Annotated in this window: 27 protein-coding genes, 1 tRNA gene and 4 pseudogenes; 19 read left to right on the plus strand and 13 right to left on the minus strand. The window is 41.9% G+C overall.

Annotated elements, in window-relative coordinates; all coding sequences use genetic code 11:
* Positions 1-102: 102 nt before the first annotated feature.
* From U5J89_RS14285 to U5J89_RS14315, 9 genes and pseudogenes are all read right to left on the minus strand, one after another.
* Positions 103-345, minus strand: a complete 243-nt coding sequence (locus tag U5J89_RS14285) for a FitA-like ribbon-helix-helix domain-containing protein (RefSeq protein ID WP_322576322.1) — start codon at positions 343-345, stop codon at positions 103-105.
* 268 nt (positions 346-613) lie between these two features.
* The gene (locus U5J89_RS14290; RefSeq protein ID WP_322576323.1) at positions 614-739 is read right to left on the minus strand and encodes a hypothetical protein; all 126 of its coding nucleotides are present in this window, start codon (positions 737-739) and stop codon (positions 614-616) included.
* 17 nt (positions 740-756) lie between these two features.
* Entirely contained in the window at positions 757-1011 is a 255-nt protein-coding gene (locus U5J89_RS14295) for a hypothetical protein (protein WP_322576324.1), read from the minus strand.
* Positions 1012-1143, minus strand: coding sequence for a hypothetical protein (locus U5J89_RS14300; protein WP_322576325.1), 132 nt, complete (start codon positions 1141-1143; stop codon positions 1012-1014). It abuts the gene before it with no gap.
* A gap of 54 nt (positions 1144-1197) precedes the next feature.
* Complete coding sequence (locus U5J89_RS14305; RefSeq protein WP_322576326.1) at positions 1198-1452, minus strand: hypothetical protein; 255 nt, start codon at positions 1450-1452, stop codon at positions 1198-1200.
* Entirely contained in the window at positions 1428-2087 is a 660-nt protein-coding gene (locus U5J89_RS14310) for a hypothetical protein (protein ID WP_322576327.1), read from the minus strand. Before U5J89_RS14310 ends, U5J89_RS14305 begins: the two co-directional genes overlap by 25 nt.
* A gap of 3 nt (positions 2088-2090) precedes the next feature.
* Positions 2091-2153, minus strand: a pseudogene (locus tag U5J89_RS16100) (SWIM zinc finger family protein); the annotation flags it as partial.
* A 281-nt stretch (positions 2154-2434) separates the two neighbouring features.
* Positions 2435-2533 (minus strand): hypothetical protein, encoded by a 99-nt coding sequence (locus U5J89_RS16105; protein ID WP_416208542.1) that lies wholly within the window; start codon positions 2531-2533, stop codon positions 2435-2437.
* The gene (locus U5J89_RS14315; protein WP_322576328.1) at positions 2487-2759 is read right to left on the minus strand and encodes a TOTE conflict system archaeo-eukaryotic primase domain-containing protein; all 273 of its coding nucleotides are present in this window, start codon (positions 2757-2759) and stop codon (positions 2487-2489) included. Before U5J89_RS14315 ends, U5J89_RS16105 begins: the two co-directional genes overlap by 47 nt.
* A 256-nt stretch (positions 2760-3015) precedes the next feature.
* Here U5J89_RS14315 and U5J89_RS14320 point away from each other — a divergent pair.
* The 3 genes and pseudogenes from U5J89_RS14320 (at position 3016) to U5J89_RS14325 (ending at position 5245) form a co-directional block, all read left to right on the plus strand.
* A pseudogene (locus U5J89_RS14320) lies at positions 3016-3272 on the plus strand (type II toxin-antitoxin system RelE/ParE family toxin).
* 9 nt (positions 3273-3281) lie between these two features.
* Positions 3282-3497: pseudogene (locus U5J89_RS16110) on the plus strand (HigA family addiction module antitoxin); the annotation flags it as partial.
* 188 nt (positions 3498-3685) lie between these two features.
* Complete coding sequence (locus U5J89_RS14325) at positions 3686-5245, plus strand: Fic family protein (RefSeq protein WP_322576329.1); 1560 nt, start codon at positions 3686-3688, stop codon at positions 5243-5245.
* 279 nt (positions 5246-5524) lie between these two features.
* Here the strand turns inward: U5J89_RS14325 and U5J89_RS14330 are convergent.
* The 4 genes and pseudogenes from U5J89_RS14330 to U5J89_RS14345 form a co-directional block, all read right to left on the minus strand.
* A pseudogene (locus U5J89_RS14330) lies at positions 5525-5649 on the minus strand (type II toxin-antitoxin system VapB family antitoxin).
* Between the two features lie 198 nt (positions 5650-5847).
* Entirely contained in the window at positions 5848-7023 is a 1176-nt protein-coding gene (locus U5J89_RS14335) for a tyrosine-type recombinase/integrase (RefSeq protein WP_322576331.1), read from the minus strand.
* Positions 7024-7376: 353 nt separating this feature from the next.
* Positions 7377-7450: transfer RNA gene (locus tag U5J89_RS14340), tRNA-Ile, on the minus strand.
* A gap of 217 nt (positions 7451-7667) precedes the next feature.
* Positions 7668-8078 (minus strand): hypothetical protein, encoded by a 411-nt coding sequence (locus tag U5J89_RS14345; RefSeq protein WP_322576332.1) that lies wholly within the window; start codon positions 8076-8078, stop codon positions 7668-7670.
* Positions 8079-8152: 74 nt separating this feature from the next.
* Between U5J89_RS14345 and U5J89_RS14350 the strand changes: the two genes are divergently transcribed.
* The 16 genes from U5J89_RS14350 to U5J89_RS14425 all read left to right on the plus strand — a co-directional run bounded on the left by U5J89_RS14350 (position 8153) and on the right by U5J89_RS14425 (position 18854).
* Complete coding sequence (locus U5J89_RS14350) at positions 8153-8431, plus strand: hypothetical protein (RefSeq protein ID WP_322576333.1); 279 nt, start codon at positions 8153-8155, stop codon at positions 8429-8431.
* Positions 8400-8657: a hypothetical protein gene (locus U5J89_RS14355; RefSeq protein ID WP_322576334.1), complete on the plus strand. Its 258-nt coding sequence runs from the start codon at positions 8400-8402 to the stop codon at positions 8655-8657. Before U5J89_RS14350 ends, U5J89_RS14355 begins: the two co-directional genes overlap by 32 nt.
* A 199-nt stretch (positions 8658-8856) precedes the next feature.
* Positions 8857-9624 carry a CHC2 zinc finger domain-containing protein gene (locus tag U5J89_RS14360; RefSeq protein WP_322576335.1) on the plus strand — a complete coding sequence of 256 codons (768 nt, stop codon included), beginning with the start codon at positions 8857-8859 and terminating at the stop codon, positions 9622-9624.
* A complete protein-coding gene (locus U5J89_RS14365; protein WP_322576336.1) occupies positions 9621-11936 on the plus strand; it encodes a hypothetical protein in 2316 nt (771 codons plus the stop codon). Before U5J89_RS14360 ends, U5J89_RS14365 begins: the two co-directional genes overlap by 4 nt.
* Positions 11937-12335: 399 nt before the next feature.
* Positions 12336-12575 (plus strand): hypothetical protein, encoded by a 240-nt coding sequence (locus tag U5J89_RS14370; RefSeq protein ID WP_322576337.1) that lies wholly within the window; start codon positions 12336-12338, stop codon positions 12573-12575.
* Between the two features lie 153 nt (positions 12576-12728).
* Positions 12729-13457 carry a hypothetical protein gene (locus U5J89_RS14375; RefSeq protein WP_322576338.1) on the plus strand — a complete coding sequence of 243 codons (729 nt, stop codon included), beginning with the start codon at positions 12729-12731 and terminating at the stop codon, positions 13455-13457.
* A gap of 47 nt (positions 13458-13504) precedes the next feature.
* Positions 13505-13885, plus strand: coding sequence for a hypothetical protein (locus tag U5J89_RS14380; protein ID WP_322576339.1), 381 nt, complete (start codon positions 13505-13507; stop codon positions 13883-13885).
* On the plus strand, positions 13886-14107 hold the full coding sequence (locus tag U5J89_RS14385; RefSeq protein WP_322576340.1) for a hypothetical protein: 222 nt from the start codon (positions 13886-13888) through the stop codon (positions 14105-14107).
* The gene (locus U5J89_RS14390; protein WP_322576341.1) at positions 14107-15120 is read left to right on the plus strand and encodes a transglutaminase-like domain-containing protein; all 1014 of its coding nucleotides are present in this window, start codon (positions 14107-14109) and stop codon (positions 15118-15120) included. Before U5J89_RS14385 ends, U5J89_RS14390 begins: the two co-directional genes overlap by 1 nt.
* 2 nt (positions 15121-15122) lie before the next feature.
* The gene (locus U5J89_RS14395; RefSeq protein WP_322576342.1) at positions 15123-15545 is read left to right on the plus strand and encodes an LPXTG cell wall anchor domain-containing protein; all 423 of its coding nucleotides are present in this window, start codon (positions 15123-15125) and stop codon (positions 15543-15545) included.
* A gap of 8 nt (positions 15546-15553) precedes the next feature.
* Positions 15554-15886, plus strand: coding sequence for a hypothetical protein (locus U5J89_RS14400; RefSeq protein WP_322576343.1), 333 nt, complete (start codon positions 15554-15556; stop codon positions 15884-15886).
* Positions 15887-15888: 2 nt separating this feature from the next.
* Positions 15889-16158: a hypothetical protein gene (locus U5J89_RS14405; protein ID WP_322576344.1), complete on the plus strand. Its 270-nt coding sequence runs from the start codon at positions 15889-15891 to the stop codon at positions 16156-16158.
* A 6-nt stretch (positions 16159-16164) separates the two neighbouring features.
* Positions 16165-16842, plus strand: a complete 678-nt coding sequence (locus tag U5J89_RS14410) for a hypothetical protein (RefSeq protein WP_322576345.1) — start codon at positions 16165-16167, stop codon at positions 16840-16842.
* On the plus strand, positions 16839-17228 hold the full coding sequence (locus U5J89_RS14415; RefSeq protein ID WP_322576346.1) for a hypothetical protein: 390 nt from the start codon (positions 16839-16841) through the stop codon (positions 17226-17228). Before U5J89_RS14410 ends, U5J89_RS14415 begins: the two co-directional genes overlap by 4 nt.
* Position 17229: 1 nt before the next feature.
* Positions 17230-17562 (plus strand): peptidoglycan-binding domain-containing protein, encoded by a 333-nt coding sequence (locus U5J89_RS14420; protein ID WP_322576347.1) that lies wholly within the window; start codon positions 17230-17232, stop codon positions 17560-17562.
* Between the two features lie 5 nt (positions 17563-17567).
* Positions 17568-18854, plus strand: a complete 1287-nt coding sequence (locus U5J89_RS14425) for a hypothetical protein (RefSeq protein ID WP_416208543.1) — start codon at positions 17568-17570, stop codon at positions 18852-18854.
* Positions 18855-18856 lie beyond the last annotated feature (2 nt).

The raw sequence follows: 18856 nt of genomic DNA on the forward strand, positions 1-18856 counted from the left end.
GAGGAGCAATCCAATCATTATCTTTTTTGAGTACTTTATAAACCCATTCATCCATATGAGTTGGGACCCACATGCTGGCAATTACATTGGTATCGACAACAATCATGGACGCCCCTGATCAATTGCTTGTTGAATTTCATCCATAGAAAGGCTGCCCTTCGCTTTCTGTTTTAGTTTTTTTGCACGAGTAATAACTTGATCAGGATCTCTACGATTACTTTGAACTAACTTCTTCAGATAGACAATGACTTCACTGTTAATACTTCGATGATGTAGATCAGCCTGTTCTTTAAGTTTAGCATAAACTTCGTCAGGAATATCCCGAATTGTAATATTTTTAGGCATAAAATTTGAATTTAATTTAGTTTCAGAATAAAACTACTTGAAAACGGTGACAACTTCAATAAAACGATATGGCAGACTAGTAATTAACTCACTTTTTGCTGGCAAATATTTTAGTCCTAAATAAACAACTAACGAAAACTGACTTGAAAAATCATGATTGAGAAAATTGAGTAGTGTATCTCCTTTAATATCTCTTTTCGGTAACAATGAGCATAGCCAAGAGTAATTGTTTGAATGAATAACGCACGAACGCCTTTTTACATAAAATTCACACTTTCCATTTAGGAAAGGCTTTTTCAAACTCATCTTTTATGGCTGGACGGTTGTCATAATGACGCAGAAGTTTTTTGAAAAGGTCAAACGCCCGCCCATCACCGCCACTTACTTTTTTCATCTTGCGGAGCCAGCTCGTCAACTCCCGGTAATTTTTCGTCCTGTTTGTTGAGCAAAATCCCTGATACTCTCTTCATAAAGATCCAAGACTTCATCCGGGTACTCATTGCGCAGTGTCTTGGCATGCTGATCGATAAAAGAAATTTGCTTGGCATTGTTTTGAAGTAGTTTCAATAACCGGTTAGCATAATTTTCTGCCTCAAAAATTTCCGCGAGAGTTTTTACCTTTCCGTAACCTCGGCGCTGATCGGGACTTTTAATGCAGTTAATCAACTATTCACATTTCTCAAACCACTCCTGTTCTGCATAAGTGGATTTAAGTGCACGGTACCATTTCATACCTCCACTGCTTTTGAAAAACAATGTTTCTGACCACTTACGCATCTCCGGCACATCGTTTTCCATTTTGGCAATCTGAAACAGTTTTTCCCACCACCGGGTGAGAGCCCCGTGATGATTTTATTTCTTGGCAATTTCAATCCCCTTATTACATAGTTCTTTTGCCAAGTCGCAATTATCATTCTCCAAAGCTCGATCTACCAGTTGTTCCCTGAAGTCGGGAAATCGGCTGTGAGTTTTCAAAAGCTTCAAAACTTTCTGATTCCGTGCCTGTGTCCGGAAATACGTTATTTTTGCTTTTATCAGTCGCATAATAGCGTAGTCGGACCATTGATTCTCTTTTTCCCGCTCTATTTGTCGATCCAGCAGAGCCAAAAAACGCTCTTCCTGTTCCGCTGAAGAAACCAGGAGGGGCAACAGATCAAGAAAATTGCGTTCAAAACCAAAATCGTGATATTTCTGAAGAGAAAACTCTTGCATGGACCACTCAAAGAGATCTTCTTTGATGGTTGCTGAAGCATTTTGGCTATGCTTTCAAGCGTATTAAACGCCTGCATGACCACTTGACCGGCCCCACCACCAGAATCGTCTATATTTTGGTACAAACCTACCATCTCTTCAATCAGGATCTGGGAGAGTTCCATACTTTCTCTAACTTCACCGTTCTCCCGCAACGTATCAGCTTTTTTATTCAGCTCCCACAGGGGCCGTATCAGCGTACGTGCAGAGCTATAATCAATAAAACCGTACTGCCCTTCTGCCGCTTTTGCATAATTTCGTATTATCTGCCGATATTGTTGCATCGGATCTTCCTCCAACAGACCGCAAAAGTGCCCCAGAAACCGATTTCTAAATCCGTCCATTGATTTAATACAAGATAGGATAAAATCCTGCAGATCTTCTTTCGTGGCACTTTCAAAAATCTTCTGCAGGTCATTTTTGCCTGTTGAGATCTCTTTTGTAGAAGGAGAATCTGACTCAACACTCTCACGTTCGATCATTTCATACATGGCAGCTACTACATGCTTACAGACTGGCCCGTAATCGTAGGGACAAGTACACTGCCAGTCAAGTATTGTTTGATTGTTTTGTGGGTCAGTTCGGAGCTCAACACTATAGAGTTGACTGCCATAGACTTTTGCAAGCCAGTATCATTTTTCTATGAGTTCTGGACCGTCAACCAGACCATCAAGAAAATAGCTGTATCCTCTGTCTACAATTTTCGAATCTATCTGCTCTTCAAAATTTTTGAGATTCATACATCCAGTTAATTTATATTTTTGAAGAAGTTTGTTTTAGCGCTAAAATAGCATTGCATCTCCACCATGTAAAAAAGTCTTATTAATCCAAGGTTATATTACTGGCTTTTCCTCCAACCAGCTCTCCTTGTCAAAATATGCGGCCAACAGCTATTGTTTTTCAGTAAGGAGTAGATGCCGATCGTTTCCTTTCCCAACAGGTGCTTTCGGATAACCGCTGGAGTAAGCGGGGGCCGGTTTCTTGTGTTTTAAGTTTTGAAAGGTGCCTCCAAGCGCCTTGTGCTTATCGTATTTATCCCAGTCTACGTTATAAGCAGGCATGTAACCATCTCGATCCTCATTTTCCCAGCGGCGGGCGTAAATATCTTCGCGTCCCTTAAAGAGAGATTGGAATAATTTAATATGTCGGTTGGATATCATCATGAGAAAAGATCAAAGATATCTTACGCTGTTTTATGGAAATACCGCTGACATTAAGTTAGTACAAAGATAAAGCACATCTTTCAGGTAAGATATTAGGTTTTTTGAAATAAATTCTTTTGGCTTTTTACACAGATTTAATCTTGGCGAGCGATGAACGTAATATTAAAATAGCTGAAAAAAGTCTTGAGAAACTATGCAAATAATCTACACCATAAAATAAAGTTTTGACGCGTAACGTTACGCATTATATTATTGTATGGTAAAGTTATTCAAGGACAAGGAAACTGAGAAGGTTTTTAATAGAAACTACTCTAAGAAGCTCCGGAAACCATTCAGCAGCACGCCTTGCGAAAACTTCGAATGATTAATGCTGCTGCTGATATTAATAACCTTCGCGTACCGCCAGGAAATCGAGAAGGCCAACACAGCATACGAATCAATAACCAATGGCGCATCTGTTTTTACTGGAGCCAGAGTGATGCGTATGATGTAGAGATTGTTGATTATCATTGACCAAACCCTATAAAAAGCCATGACTGCAAAAAAATTGATCCTATACATCCCGGAGAAGTGCTTCGGGAAGAGTTTATAGAACCCATGGGCATAAGTCAACGTGAATTCGCTGGCAAAATCGAAGTAACTCATACCCTGCTCAACCAGATTGTAAACGAAAAGCGAAGTATAACGGCTGACACCGCCCTGCGTCTGTCAAAAGCCTTGAGAACTACTGCCAAATTCTGAATGAACTTACAAGCCCGGTATGATTTAGATCAAACCCGGACAGAGTTCAGTTTATACTACCCATCCTACCGCAACAAGTAATCGATTTTTATAAAACTACCCCACATCTAATTGTTTTTTATAAAAAGTAATCAATTTTTATGATATTAACACAAATATAATTGTTAATAGTATGCTTCTAAGCAATGGCAGAAAGGAATCGCTTTTCAGATAATGTAACAGTCTTTTGTAAATATACCCTTCCTGAGTCTGGAATGAAACTGGCAGGGTATAGCGCCTTAATTTACGGATATGACTTAAAAGTCCCTTTACCCGAACATATTTCTGCTATCAGTAGCAAACATAAAAGATATAATGAGGGGCCGTGGCAGATTTTTAGAAATATTCATACTCCGGACGAATCCTTATTGGGCCATCTCACATTTGCTTTGCGATATGAAGGAATTGATCTCTTAGTACTCAAAAAATTATTCGAAATAATTGACGACGGTGAGATTGAAGCTATTGTCAAGAAGCAACCCACTGGTCAATACAGTAGAAGAATATGGTTTTTCTATGAATGGCTGACAGATCAAAAACTTAATATAGATGATGTAAAAACCGGAAATTATGTAAATGCTCTTGATGCCGAATTACAATATCCAGGATCTAAAGAGAGGTCTAAACGCCATAGAGTTTGGAATAACTTGCCAGGTAATAAGGATTTCTGTCCTTTAGTACGCCGAACAGAAAAGCTCGAAAATTTCAGTGCTGAAGACTTAGAACAAAAAGTAAAAGACACAATAGGTAAGGTGCACCCCGATTTATTATCCCGAGCTGCAGCTTTTCTTCTGCTCAAAGACTCAAAAGCCTCCTATGCCATTGAGGGAGAAACGCCTCCGGAAAATCGTGCAGAACGTTGGGGGAAAGCAATTGGTCAGGCCGGCCAGAAAGATCTTACCAAGGATGAATTATTACGACTACAAGAGATTGTCATAAAAGATCGTCGATTTGTGGATATGGGATGGCGCAAAGAAGGAGGATTTATAGGCGTCCATAACAGAGTGAATAGCAAGCCTGTCCCAGACCATATTTCGGCAAAGTGGCAAGATCTTCCACAACTTATGGAAGGCTTACTAAGAACGAACCAATCACTAATTGATAGTGATTATGATCCAGTGTTAGCAGCAACCTTCATTGCCTTTGGCTTTGTATTTATTCATCCTTTTGCAGATGGTAATGGACGTGTACACCGATATTTAATTCATCATGTATTAGCGAAAAAAGAATTCGCTCCTAAAGGACTTATCTTCCCTGTCTCAGCAGTGATCCTTGACCGAATAGATGAGTATAAAGAAGTATTAGAATCTTATTCCAAGCCACGCCTTGACTTCGTTATATGGGAGGCAACACCAGATGGCAATATAGAAATCTTAAACGATACTATTGATCTATACCGGTACTTTGATGCCACCAAACAGGCCGAATTTCTCTATGAGTGCGTAGAAAAAACGGTTACTGATACGTTGCCGGAAGAAGTTCAATACCTGGAGCAACATGATAAGATGAGAACATTTATAGGTGAACATTTCGATATGCCGGATAAAGATATGGAAAACCTTATAGGCTTCTTACGTCAAAATCATGGACAATTATCCAAACGTGCTCGTACTAAAGAGTTTGAGGCTTTAACCAAGGATGAAGTGGATATGTTAGAGGAGAAATATCAAAAGATATTTAGTAAACAGCATCCTAAGTCTCCTTAAGTATTAAGTTACCAAACTCAGACAGAGTTAGATTTACACTCTCACATTTTAAAAAAGGCCATTGGCATCTTCCCCGATACAAGTGAGTAATTTTCCAATTTATGAATGATCATAAACAGCTATTCCCCATCCGAACGAGGTCACGGGTCTTTGGCGTGAGCCGAAGTGGATACTATCGTTAGTTAACCCGGCCGCCCAGCGAGCGCAGTCTGTTTAACAACAAATTGCGCAAGGCAATCCACTGGGTGTGGGAGTCCTCAAATCTTCTAAATTGCCTTCTCAGTGCAATTTTCCCCGCAAGTTTTTGATATTTTCTTGCTTTTTTGCTGTACTAACAACTTCAATCCTTCTTCCACCGCATCTTTTTTCGTTTTCAATCCACTCACCTTCAAGGCTTCATCCATCAAGTCGTCATCGATCACTACATTCTTTCACATAACTATATCGATTTAGTTAATGTGTATTATTTATCATAATTATACACATAATTTGTAAAATCCTAACTTATTGTATAAGAGTTTGGGCCTAAACTATTTTACCGATGTAACAGAAATATTTATTCCTGATGAAGGATACTGCTCAAAAACTTCTAACACATTTTCTTAATCAATCCCTTTCACCGCATTTTTCAAGTCACTTTCATCCAAATGCTCATAAATTTGGATCACATCAATAGACGAGTGTCCCATGATTTTTTGGACAATGTGAATGGGTACGCCCTTGCGAAGTAGATCCGTAGTACAAGAGTGGCGCAGCCCATGCAGGGTAATGGTATTGGGTACGTTCTCTGCCAGCCGGACAAATTTTTTAAAGGATCGAGAAAGCGATCCGGCCGTCATTCCATGAAATCTATTCAGTCCAGTAGAACTCGGAAACACATATCCATCCTTGGGCTCTCCCTGATCCTTGTGCCATTGTACAAGCCAAGGTTTCAGCGGCTCGCGAATGGGGATCACGCGCTCCAGCGCAGATTTGGTCGTATTGGAATTGGTATTATAGATTCCAATGCGTCCGTGATCATCCGGATCCTCAGGATCACCTTCAAGATTAACGTGCCTCCATTTCAAATTAACTGCTTCACTGGCACGCATACCACAGTAATACATCATGTTGATCATGGGCTTAAACCACAGCCGCTTTTGATGGGGCTTGGTGACATGCCCCTTCTCCTCCTGCTCTTTATAAAATTTGTCAAAGGCTTCAAAAACGCGGTTCAACTCTTCCCGTGAAATCATTTTCTGCGATATCTTCTGCGGAATTTTTGGGGGCTTAATATTCTTGGTCACATTTTCTTTTATAATATCCTTTTCTTCCATCCAGTTAAACAAGGCTTTTATATGCCTGAGATAGCTGGCCTGCGTAGCTTTCGCCAAGTCGGACCGGAAACAAAATTCACGAATATCTTTTTCCAGGATTTCCCTTACCGGCATAGTCGATCCCAGCTGATCCTCGAGCATATCAAAGTGCCGGCGATAATTATTCTTGGTCTGCTCGTTCGCCTGACTGCGCTCATCCAAAAACTGTTGCCCGGCTTCAGCCAATGACATATGCCTGACCCGCTTTTCCCAATTCCTTTTTCGCTTCTCTTGTTGAGGCGACCAACCATGAAAAGGATCAATCTCTCCCCGCTGAAATTTATCCTCATATTCATATTGGAGTTTTTTTGCCTCCCTTTCTTCGGTAACTTCAAGGCTAAATGCTTTTTGTCTTCGCTCCCCATCAATAGTCTCTGAAAATCGAATATAATAAGTGCCTTTTCGCTTTTTTAAACTTGCCATAATCGCCCTCTATTTAATTGTGGTTAAGTGATACAATGTGGTACATGGCTAATAATTAGCTGCATAAAAATGCTTTCGACGGTTATAGGCTCTAAAAGCATATCTTATCTACAACAATCAATTGACAAACCTTTTCGAGCATCTCAAAAAATTTTTGAAATAAACCTCATTAAAGGCCTAAAAAATCGCCAAAAATGTACCACTTTGTGTACCACATTTTACAAAAATCGGGAGAAAAAGGGAAGGGTTTTAATTAGTGAACTTTTATGAAATGCAAGCAATTTTGGCCTAAAAAAGCCCTTTAAATGCTTTAAAGGGCTGTTTTTTGGGATAAAAAGGAGGGAAAATAAAAGTGGGCCCGGCAGGACTTGAACCTGCGACCAATCGATTATGAGTCGACTGCTCTAACCAACTGAGCTACTGGTCCAGTTACCATTTAAAGGCTGTTTTACCACCTCGAAAGCTAAAAATGAAATAAAATTGTACATAGTAGTGTACATAGTTCCAATTCCAACACTAACTGTACATAGTACTTTAGTGGCTAAAACTGGTTTTATGTAATTAACTAAATACAAATTCACTTCCTTTGAGTTCGCTTACATTGTGTAAGTAAATATAGAAATAAAAAAGTACTTGGTTCAATACTAATTTGGCTGTTTTTTCATCAGTGTCAGGAGTGCTTCAGCAACTTTGATCTCTAAGCTTCTGGCCTCATCATCTTTTAATTTAGATTTAGAGCCAAAATTTAAAATCATAGTTAATGCTTGATCAATTTTCTGAGATTCGGGTACGGACAAAAACGGAATACTCTCCCCACCGGTAAACATTTCCCCCTTACCTGTAAGTAGCCACGTTCCATTACAACCGGAACCAATTACGATTTGAGCCAGAACATCCGATCCTGGTTTTTTTATTCTTCCATACTTCAAATCAGTAATTAACGAATAATTGTTAATTCCACATTCGGTTAAAAACTCTTTTGCAGAGCTATACCTATTGCTAAGAAAAATAATTCTTTCAGCAATGGAGTTTTTATGATTTATGCTTGACTTCATTGAATTTCAAAGGTTACCTTATCGTTAATTAACTAATATGAATCTACTTACAATGTGTAAGTAACGAATTTAATATGTCAGAACAAATACCTAATACACATCAACAACTAAAATTTGCGTTGGGTATAAATCGGAAAAGTCTGAAAGGATTTGCTAACACTTTAAAGAAACCAGATGGTTCCATAGGAATCTCCCACACTGCTTTAATTCGTGTTGCTCAAGACACCGACAAAACACCCTGGATACGTGAAATAATTGAATCAACTATTAATCAAAGCAAAGACAAGCACCCATCTATTTGGGAGGAGTTTTATATCGAAAATGACTCAAAGAAAACAACAACAAATAATTAATGCGATTGATGGGTTAGCTTATCAATTAAATCTCATCAAATCGCTGGTTACAGATACATTACCAGAAAACGACTGGATTGCTGTCAAGGAGTTTGCTTTAATCACGAGATTAAAGCCAAAAACCATAACTAATTATGCTGGTAAAGGGCTTATAAAAAAAATTAAAAAGAACAGAAACGGCCAGTACTTAATCCATATTTCGGAGTTAACAAATTGGCAAGAATAACCAAGACTGTTCACTCTAAAGAACTAAGAACTTCTATTTGGGGACTTGCAGCACTAATAGATGAAGAAGTTTCACTGCATAATTATTCCAACCTAATATTGGATAAAAGACACACTGATATAAAGGCAGTAGCAATCATACTTGCTGACGCAAAACGTAAACTTAACCGATTGATCTTACCATAGGTCAATGTACCTGATTGACATTTACAGAAGCGGTATCTCGCATTAAAGAACTTGCCTCCAGTGAGATAATTGATATCATCTCTGAACGCATTTCTTTAAAAAAATCCGGCAATTACTATAAAAGTTGCTGCCCGTTCCATGACGAAAAATCACCTTCATTTTATGTGTCTGAAGTTAAAGGCACCTATAAATGTTATGGCTGTGGTCAATGGGGTGATGCAATTGATTTCATAAGCAAATATGATGGTTTTACTTTTAAAGAAGTCATCTACTTATTGGCTGACCGGTATCACCTAAGCATTTCAAAAAAAAGTAGGCAGAAATACCAAAATGCTTATAAAAAAGCTGATGAAATCATCCCCGGATTTTCCTCTATCAAAGCCGAGATATCTAAAGCCAAAAAAGTTTATGCAGTTTTCAATACGGCTAATGCACCATTCACCCCTTCCATATCAATAGATGGTAGCCTAAGCCAAGAAGCTGCAAATCTTTTAAAAAAAAGAACCGATACTATTGTCTTTTCAGTAGAATCGCCGCAATGGAATCAACTCCGCCGATCAATCTACACGGCCTTATCAGCTGGCCTTGATGTCTTCATTGTTCCAATTAATTCCAATAAACCCCAAGAAATGGACTGGATGGACTATTTCCTATCTAAGCTGGAGTCGGGAGTTGAAAGAAAAGATGTAATAAAACTGGTAGCTGCCATTCCGGATAACATTACCCGCTCCTGTTATGTGACCTATTTCACACAAAACTTTAAAGAAATTACTCAATTATGATAAAGCAGTTATTTAACGCCGATTTTTGGCGTTGGTATTTACGAAAAGAATTTGACGAGTTTAAAAACCTGAACGATTCTATCACCCTTATTGAGGGGATTAAAAATGTATTTGATACAACAAAATCGCATTCTGTTTTAAGTATTAACCTTGAAACGGAAATTTGCAAAGATTCGGAAGGCAATGAATTCAACATTATCGAATTCATTGCAATAAAAACGAATAATGAACGGAAATTCGCCCTTATTGAAACCGAAGTTGATTATGAACGCTGGCTGGCCATAAAAATCAGAGAAAATGCGGCCAAAGAATATGAACGGGACTTTGATAATTACCAGTGGGTTCGCAAACGGGGTGGCGAAAAGGTAGTCGTTACGGAATTTGATCTCATACTGGAGTCCATTATCGAAAAATGGAATCCGGAGAAAAAAGAATGGGAACGCACCTATATTGGCCAGCTTCGCTACCTGCGAGGTGGCATACCTATTTATAAACCCTTCAACTTTGAACCCGTTCAAACCCATAGCGTGGAAGAATTCTCAAAAAGCGTATGGAATAAAGACGTACTTCAGGTAAAAAACATGAAGAATGAGGACATGCGAAGCTTTTGGCTGCATGTAAATCTGGAATTCAAACCACGAATCGTCAGAGAATTTGATCACTTTGGGTTCATCACCTTTGAAAACAATCGCTATATGCTTTCTGGTAACGCCCTTGTTCGTTTTCCAAAGAAACCGACGGACCAAATTAGGCTAATTTCTCAGCAAGATGGGGCCTTTCCGGTTGGGGATAACAAATTTCTGAAGCCACCGGAGGACGTCGTTCATTTGCCTAATTTCGAATTAGGGGTGCCAAATTCAGATGGATTTTTCAGCAGGGCCGAAAATAAGCTCTACAATGATTATGAGTTTTATGAAAAACTAATGGAAGTTGAAGACAATTTTTGCGGTATGGTTGGGGGCACTTCAGAATACAGAAATTGGGGGAAGATCATCATCGCTTACGTCTTCTCGTTCGTGTTTTTTGATGAAATCTATGCCCATTACAAACATATCATCTTCCTGTATTTTTACGGAGAGGGAAACGTCGGTAAAGGTGAGATGGCAAAGCTTATTCAGGATTTTTTTGGAATAAATCACCTGGATAGTTTGAACACTCCACCGGCTCGATCCGTTGATGAAGCCTTGGAACAAAAATCCCAAATTCCTCAATGGATAGACGAACACGTACCTCAAGTTCCTGGTAAAAAAGCCAAGATTGATGATCAGGTATGGAACTCCTGGTTTGAATTAAAACCACGGCCAACCAACATTAAGAAGGGCAATAAATGGGGAAAGGAGCATAAAACGGTACGAACCATGCCGCTTTTTTGCAGTAATTTCCTGCCAGCCACAGATCATCTTCTTAGCCGTTCGCTTATCATTCATTACAGCAAGAAAACCCGTGGCCCTGAAAAACATGTGAAGGAGCTTATAAATGACCGGGTAACTCTTCAGTATTTGATGCTCTCTTTTCTAAAAAACTATTACCAGCTAAACCGGAAAGACTTTATTGCGGATTTAGAACGGCAACGGCTAAAATTAAAAGAGGCCATTAAGGAAGAACTGGGTGATAAAATGAAAGATGTTGTACTTCAGGACAGGCAAATCAACCAGTTTGCTGCCCTTTTAACCGTTTATTATTGGCTGAATCCGGAGTACCGTTCCATTATTTCACGTTCATTGGAAGAAATTGACGAAATCGAGAGTGATTATAAAAATGATGACTCCTACATCAGGTATCAGACTACACGTATTAATGAGCAAATTGAAGGAATCACAGGCACTGTCCTGTTCCAGTTTGCACGAGATGAAGTGGTTAAAACCGCCCTTCGCTACTCATCCCAAGATCCATTAACCGAATTCATTGAAACGATAGGCACCCTGATCCAATCGTTAAAGGTAACCATGCATCATTTCAACTGGACAAAGGACGGTACACTCAAAATTTGGGCCAAGGCATTGTGGGATATCTATGAATATGAGAAAAGAGGAACCGATGGTATGGTTAGACGGGAAATTGTGGACGAGAAGCTTCGAGATTTAAGCGAACTGACCCCGGAAGGTGAATTAAAGGTGGTAAACTGGACGATTACCGACAGTTACAGCAATATTAAGACGGATACGATCCGGCAGCGAGGCTATTACATTCGGAAAGCGGTAGAAAATGAGCTGTTTCGCAACGCCTTTAACTGGGAGAAGTTTAAACCAGTTGGCAGTCCAACCTGGACAGGAAACACGGAACCGGTAGGCAGTGAAGTAGCTCCGTTCTGAGCTATTTTTTTATTTAAAAGAATAGAATCGTAGAAAAAGGTATAAATCTATGTTTCAATGTTTCAAAATACTAAAAACACACTTAATGATACTTTAAACTCACTTTTTTATGAAACATTTACTGAAACTTTTATGAAACACCATGAAACATTCTCTTCTTTTAAAGAAACAGCGATGTTTCAATTCTGTTTCAAAAGAAAATTAGGTAACCCATTGAAATTATTAACCCAATTTTGTTGAACGAATGGCCTTGAAACAGGCATGTTTCAAAAAATGTTTCATAAAAATCGTTCTTTAATAGCACATGAACGCTGTTTTTAAGGATTTGAAACATTTTGTTGGAATAAAATGAGTTTTAAGGCAAAAATTTTAAACAAACACCCCTAATGAGGAGCCACTATGCAACCAAAAAAATCCATACAGGAAGTTATTGACCAGCAAGTAATGACCATTAAAGAAGCCCAGGTATATGTAGAAGAAAAAACAGGGATGAAAAGCAGCTTGTTTTATGACTGCGTGCGTCCGGAACTAACTCCTCGCCCTATGGCTATGAATAGGAGAACTAACAAACCAGCCCATTTTGTTGTAACAAAAGAACAGGTTGACCAGATTATCTACAACATGAAGAAGAATTATTGAATAAAATGAATTCCATTTAACTCAATAAATTCCATCCAATTTTATGTTTCTTTTAAAAATATTCACCTCTTCCTGTACGCTCATATCGTTCTAACGGTCATTTAAATCCGTTTTTTTCTTGCTTAATCTGTGTTCGAACCAAACAGAACACAGATGGCAGAAACCTCCGAACACATTAACGATTCAACTATTGAGCAGCCAAAAGGTGGAGCAACAAAGGCTACACGTGGGCGGCCACCGGCCGAATTTTACTCTAATTCGATGCATGGCCAACCAAGCTTTTCGGTTGCCGGTAATTACTACCACGAACGCTGCCTTCAGCTGGAAGGGCAATTAAACGATGCAAATCGAAAAAACCAGCAAATTACTGATGAGCTTTTTCAAGCCAGAAAAGACTTGTCTCAAGATAAAACGGAATTACTGTTAGCCCATCAAAATGAGATTGCCAGACTCAAAGAAGAGTCCCGGGATAAGGTCGATGGACTAAAGGAAACGTACCAGACCAAGATCAGTGTGCTTGAGAAGGAAATTGAACAGTTGGATCGAGAGCAGTTTAAAAAAGACCTGGAATATCAAACTTCTCAACAGTCTCCCGGTAACCAGCTTACTGAGCATTTTTTAAAAAAAGCCCCCGACCTGATAGATACTTTTGGTGGGGTCATCAGTATTATCGCCGGACAAAGACATGGTTTAGGTCCTTTTGGAATGACTTCAACCCCGGATGTTAACACTTCTCACACCTTTGAAACACATCCTTCTGAGACTTCTGAGTCCACTGCTGATGAAGAAGATTCAATACATCAAGGCCCAACTGAATCCCAGGATACAGCGCCCAAGAAGCAGCAAAGTAAGAATCTGGAAAATAGTAACACGGGCCAATAAGTATGTACAACTCCTATAAGAATTTAATACAGTCTGCTTTGGATTTTATGAGTCTCGACTCACCTTCAGCTGCCCGGTACGTTAAATACGCCCGTGCAGTTCAAACCCAAGTTGAGATCATCCGAAAGGTGGAGAATAGAACGCTGACTCTATCAGACTGGATCAATATGGCTATCGAATTAGGTAGACGGGCACTGGAAAGAGACATAGGCGCAAGACGAATTGCAGAAAGCATATATCCCCTTGTGGATGGATCCGGGCAATTTTCAAGCTACGCCAAAATCTCTGCCGGTGCCGCTACCCATCTTTTGCTGCTTTGGTCGGGCACGTTCGGGACACTCAGGCCAGAAGAAAAAGCACTTCTTGTAGATGTGATCGCCGAGTTACAAAAACTGTATCTGACTCGAAACCCACAAAGCCCAAAATAGATGAGCATAGTAGAAACCAAATCTATTTCCCAAATCCGTGGTCAAAATTATTCGGAGGCGATGGAAAATGGGATTACCGCTATTACCCTTAACGGAGAGTTCGTTGGGGTGTTAATTACCTGTGATTCACCCGTCCCCGCAATGGCGAAACTGAACCACAAAAGACTTTTAGATAATCCCGTGCACACGGTAACCGAGTTAGCCAAACAGGTGCTCGGATAATGCAGAGCGGCTACGTAAACATATTACCAGATACCCAACAGCAAACCGTCAGGGCAAGGTCTGTGGATGCTTCTTTGGGAGCATCCACAGTACCACTTTCTACCCGGCGTGTGGCTTATCCCGGTGTTGATGGCGTATTATCTGCTTCCTCTCGGCTCGTGACCAAGTACACCGGTGATGAACGCATTCGCTCCCTTGCTTTGAAAATCACAAGCACCATCCGTAGGCACCGGCTAACCGGACAACCGGATCTGCGAAATATTGACGCCATTGCCTCCGCTATTTACAAATGGATGGTTCGTAACGTGAATTACGTTCGTGACCCGTGGGATGTGGAACGCCTTCAATCTCCTTTTGTCACCATTACACAGCGGGCCGGAGACTGTGATGATCATGCCATTTTGGGGGCAGCGCTCCTGCAAAGTTTAGGCATTCAAACCGGTTTTAGAATCGTATCGAGAACCGGTCGGCACTTTGATCACATTTACGCCGTCTATCACTCACCAGCGGGCTGGAAGTCGTTCGATACGACGGTTCTAAAATACCCCGGATACGTGTTTGACGAGCGTCTGATCAAAAAATCCCGCCACGTAACCAATGCTATGCCAGAAGGGTTAGGCATTGACCCGATTACGCTTTTGACCACCGCCACAACGATGGCCAGCACGGGGATGACACTAAAGAATACCCTATCTAACATTTTTGGAGCCAAGGATAAGGATGAACGCCAGCTTCGTGGGACGCTCCGTGATTATTTAATGCAACGTGGCGTGAAGTCCGAAGTGATCAGTCTTTCCCAGAAGGATAATGCTACGCTTCAGCGATACGCACAAATCATTGATGAACTTGGTGCTCCAGCCATTCAAAGACTCAACCGGTACGGTCAGCTTTCCGAGGTTTGGGTATCTGAGCAACGATCATCTAACAAAACCAAAAAAATGGGGCTATATGCCGGACTTGCCATTGGAACGCTTGTTCTGATCGGTGGTGGGTACATGCTCCTAAAACCATAGATATGAGTAGAAGCGGATATATAACAACCATGAATGACACCGTAATTGGTGAGGAGGACTCAGGTTTTGCTGTTTCCCTCAGTCCGGGTTTAGGCAACTGGGAAGAGACCGATCCATGCCGATACGCCAATCAAAGCTGTAAAGGCAAAATGTTCGGCAAACTAAAAAGCTGTCGCCGTCAACGAGAAAAAAGTCAGGCGCTCTGTAAAGCCAATGAAGCCTCTATTGTAAAGAAAGCCGAGTGGGAAGGCCAGCGTGAAGAAATGATGCAAGCGCTCCAAACCAATCTTACTACCACTGCCACTCATCAGAAAACGGCAAACTCGGCTATGAAATCCGGTGTCGCCCTCGGTGGTGTTGCCTTGGTAGGCGCATTGGCGTTTGTGCTGATCAAGCGAAAAAAGAAATCAAAGAACTCTAAATAAACCCCCCGATGATTCTAAAACCCAGTGGATATGAAAGCTTTGATGCGCTGAACCAGGTAGCCGCAACGAATCCGGTAACTACGCAAAAGACCACCAAATTTGGCTCTGCTATCACCAGTATAAATGACCTGCTCCGAACCGCTACGGACACCTTGGTTACCGTAGATGGAGTAATTAATAAAGGGGGCAACCGGTCAGGTGGTTCCCAAGCTCCGGCGGCACATTATCCGGGGCAGGGCGCAGCGCCATCGCCCGGATCAAACGATATGATAAAATACGCTGCCATAGCAGGAGTCGCTATTGGTGGCGGGTTTATTCTGCTTAAAGCGCTAAAGAAGTAAGCATGGAAACCGCACGAATTTCAACCTATGTAGATGGAGGTGTTCCGGGCGTGATGAGTGCCGTGGTTATGGCAGGCGGTGAAGAAGCCGCGTACTCCCAGCCGGATATTGAGATCACCGATGTTGGGGAAGGCAAAAAAAGCGCATCTCAATCATTATGTGAACGCATCGAAGCCCAACCGATATCCATTTCGCAGTGGCTTCAGCAGCATCAAAAAACACTCCTGATAGTTGGCGGGCTGTACCTCGGCTATCGGGTAATCATAAAATAACACCCTATGCAATCCAGCTACACAGATACCGGTTTTGGCGGCCTAACTTTGTCCAGCAATATCATCAGTTCAGATAGTGCTGAGCTCCGCATTATTGGACGAAACCCCTCATCGGGAAATCCGGCAAGCGGGATTCCATTTTCGCTGGATCTGGAAATCGAAACCTTCCGCAATTGGGGAAAAGTGCTGTTTGTACCATTTTTGGCCAGTTGGGGACAATGCCCCGACGCACTGGTTGTGGCTCGTTCCCATCAAAGCGGGCAGGTTTTGGGTGTCCAGCGTTTTCGCACGTCCATGATGGATAATTGCCGTGCGCAGGCGCGACTTGTGTTTGACCGCTCGTTTATGCCGAATTCCGGTCATAAGGTGGTGTTTGAATTGTACCCCGATGGAGTGGACACCAGTAATCTTTCAGCAAAGGATATGATTGACAAATCCATGCCTATATCGCTGGATTTGGGCGTGGAAGAAGGACAAAAGTCAGGGGTGTATTCTCCCCCCACCGAGTCCTGGTATAAAATGCCGGAACTGGGTCCCGGATCTACTCTTGGTGAGGTTAACACGCTCCTTAAACGTGTGATTGTGATTGCCGGTGTGGGCGCAGGACTGTATTTCTTGGCTCCCATGCTTCCCGGACTACGGGCCGGAGTCAAAGCCTTAGCACCAAAAGGGAGTTCCCAATGAGATCCGGATTTATATCACATACGGATTCCGCTTTGCATGGCTTAGAAGACTACCTGCAAAATACATCACAGAATGCGTTCAAGGTGTTTGCAGGAAAGCTTCAGGACGTAACCAGTGGTCGCAGAGGTCAACTTGCCACAATGGGTTTGAATTTAGCCAATCTCACCACCGACAAGCAGGGCATCACCACCGTGTATCAGCAAAACGCTTCGGTTATTGATGACTATTTCGAGTACGTGGATTTGGTGGCTATGTCGAAGAAACTCGAAGTCGATGAGGTGGTATCCGACACTGTCTCTTCTTCCCTCATTAAAAATGGCTCACTGTTACTGGTTGGTATTGCCATCGGTGTAGCCGCTCAACGAATGTTTAAACCAAAGAAATAAGATGACACTCAAAAAAGGCGACTCCGGTCAACAGGTTTTGCGGTTACAGGCAGCCCTTCAGCACATGGGAATTGCACTGCCTCAATATGGCATTGATGGAAAGTTTGGCCTCGAAACAGAGGCGGCTGTCCGGCAAGCTCAACGAAGATTCTCCCTGCCAGTCACAGGTGTAGTGGATCAGGCGCTACTCCAGCGGCTGAATATCCCTTCCTCCTCTGGAATAGTGCAATCAGGCAATGCAAACTCACACATAATGAAAAAGACCATCATGGCAGGCATTGCCATCGGTGGGCTGTTTGTGCTGGTTAAAAAATTCAGGAGCAAAAGAAAATGAGTGGATTGAATACCCTCTCCGCCCAGGAACTATCCAAACTCAATATTAAAGGGATCAAAGTCAGTGAACCCTACGGCACCTTATTGGGCGAGCCGGAAAAGAACGCTGTGATCTTTATTTGGGGAGAGAAAGGGGCCGGAAAATCCACCTTTAGCCTTGGTCTTGCCAATGCGCTGGCTAAACATGGGCGGGTCGAATATATCCCAGCCGAAGAACACTTTGGAAAGACCTTGGTTGACCGTGTCAAACGGCTCCGGGCTACTCATTCCAACTTGAATTTCACGAAATGGAAATCGATAAGCTCTCTTAAGGAAACCTTACTGAAGAACAGGTCGGCGTTTTGCTTTTTGGATTCTATCTCTGTAATCGACGCCAAAGATACCTCTACGGTCGAACTGGCCCAGTGGTGCCGCGAGCAAGGCATAGGCTTTGTTATGGTCGCCCACGCTACCAAAGACGGAAAATACAAAGGCAATACCAGCATCGCTCATGAGTGCGATATCGAAATCAAAGTCACCAAAGAGGGACTGGCTGAAACCGAAAAGAACCGTTACCAGATGCTGAATGCCATTGACGTGCCTTTCACCGCAAAAGATGCCGGTGGCAGCCATGCCGGATCCCAAGAAGATCTACCCCAAAAGCCAGAACCCGAAACGGATGAGGAAAACGACTTGAACACGAGAGAAAACCCCGTTGAACTTCCCTTTACCATAACGCTCAAAGAAATTGACGCCCTTCACAAGCTTCGCTCTTGGAAGCGGGTGAATTCACTGCTCGGCTCCAAAATGCCATGCTACGCCAAAAAACATTCCGGAGAATCCGAACGGGCTACCCTCAGCATTCGATACGTACCGGACTATTTGAATAAGCGGTACATCGTTGAGCTCCTCATTGACGGGCAGCTTAAAACCCAAATCTGCACCGAAGGGGCAAAAGGCGGTTTCAAAGCTTCTTGGGCACAGCTCGTCAAAAAGCATGGGAATTTAGAGATTCAGATTCTGGCTCAGGATCATGCCAAGAAAGTATTGGGCGCTCGTGAGTACCGGAGGCAGGAAAGGCAGCAAGGCTCCAAACCGGATTGCCTGCCAGCCAAAAAGAAGAGCAAAAAGAAAACTCCGGTCAAAAAAGCGAAATCAGCCTCCCCAAAGAAAGCTGCGCCTAAAACCAAGGCCAAAAAGAACATTCAACCTAAAAAAGCGGCTGCTAAGAAAAGCAAACCAGCGGTTGATCTGGAAGCGGCCCGAAAGAGCCAGACCAAACTTGACACCTTTTTAGAGAAAGTTCTTAGCTAACC

Origin of the sequence: Fodinibius sp., assembly GCF_034521915.1 — a bacterium.
GTDB lineage: Bacteria > Bacteroidota > Rhodothermia > Balneolales > Balneolaceae > Fodinibius.

Bases quoted from the DNA above. Each gene is read 5' to 3' on its own strand.
- U5J89_RS14285 (WP_322576322.1), bottom strand. From the start codon at position 345: ATGCCTAAAAATATTACAATTCGGGATATTCCTGACGAAGTTTATGCT.
- U5J89_RS14290 (WP_322576323.1), bottom strand. From the start codon at position 739: ATGAAAAAAGTAAGTGGCGGTGATGGGCGGGCGTTTGACCTTTTCAAA.
- U5J89_RS14300 (WP_322576325.1), bottom strand. From the start codon at position 1,143: ATGGAAAACGATGTGCCGGAGATGCGTAAGTGGTCAGAAACATTGTTT.
- U5J89_RS14310 (WP_322576327.1), bottom strand. From the start codon at position 2,087: ATGTATGAAATGATCGAACGTGAGAGTGTTGAGTCAGATTCTCCTTCT.
- U5J89_RS14315 (WP_322576328.1), bottom strand. From the start codon at position 2,759: ATGATGATATCCAACCGACATATTAAATTATTCCAATCTCTCTTTAAG.
- U5J89_RS14325 (WP_322576329.1), top strand. From the start codon at position 3,686: ATGGCAGAAAGGAATCGCTTTTCAGATAATGTAACAGTCTTTTGTAAA.
- U5J89_RS14335 (WP_322576331.1), bottom strand. From the start codon at position 7,023: ATGGCAAGTTTAAAAAAGCGAAAAGGCACTTATTATATTCGATTTTCA.
- U5J89_RS14345 (WP_322576332.1), bottom strand. From the start codon at position 8,078: ATGAAGTCAAGCATAAATCATAAAAACTCCATTGCTGAAAGAATTATT.
- U5J89_RS14350 (WP_322576333.1), top strand. From the start codon at position 8,153: ATGTCAGAACAAATACCTAATACACATCAACAACTAAAATTTGCGTTG.
- U5J89_RS14355 (WP_322576334.1), top strand. From the start codon at position 8,400: ATGACTCAAAGAAAACAACAACAAATAATTAATGCGATTGATGGGTTA.
- U5J89_RS14365 (WP_322576336.1), top strand. From the start codon at position 9,621: ATGATAAAGCAGTTATTTAACGCCGATTTTTGGCGTTGGTATTTACGA.
- U5J89_RS14370 (WP_322576337.1), top strand. From the start codon at position 12,336: ATGCAACCAAAAAAATCCATACAGGAAGTTATTGACCAGCAAGTAATG.
- U5J89_RS14375 (WP_322576338.1), top strand. From the start codon at position 12,729: ATGGCAGAAACCTCCGAACACATTAACGATTCAACTATTGAGCAGCCA.
- U5J89_RS14380 (WP_322576339.1), top strand. From the start codon at position 13,505: ATGAGTCTCGACTCACCTTCAGCTGCCCGGTACGTTAAATACGCCCGT.
- U5J89_RS14385 (WP_322576340.1), top strand. From the start codon at position 13,886: ATGAGCATAGTAGAAACCAAATCTATTTCCCAAATCCGTGGTCAAAAT.
- U5J89_RS14390 (WP_322576341.1), top strand. From the start codon at position 14,107: ATGCAGAGCGGCTACGTAAACATATTACCAGATACCCAACAGCAAACC.
- U5J89_RS14395 (WP_322576342.1), top strand. From the start codon at position 15,123: ATGAGTAGAAGCGGATATATAACAACCATGAATGACACCGTAATTGGT.
- U5J89_RS14400 (WP_322576343.1), top strand. From the start codon at position 15,554: ATGATTCTAAAACCCAGTGGATATGAAAGCTTTGATGCGCTGAACCAG.
- U5J89_RS14405 (WP_322576344.1), top strand. From the start codon at position 15,889: ATGGAAACCGCACGAATTTCAACCTATGTAGATGGAGGTGTTCCGGGC.
- U5J89_RS14410 (WP_322576345.1), top strand. From the start codon at position 16,165: ATGCAATCCAGCTACACAGATACCGGTTTTGGCGGCCTAACTTTGTCC.
- U5J89_RS14415 (WP_322576346.1), top strand. From the start codon at position 16,839: ATGAGATCCGGATTTATATCACATACGGATTCCGCTTTGCATGGCTTA.
- U5J89_RS14420 (WP_322576347.1), top strand. From the start codon at position 17,230: ATGACACTCAAAAAAGGCGACTCCGGTCAACAGGTTTTGCGGTTACAG.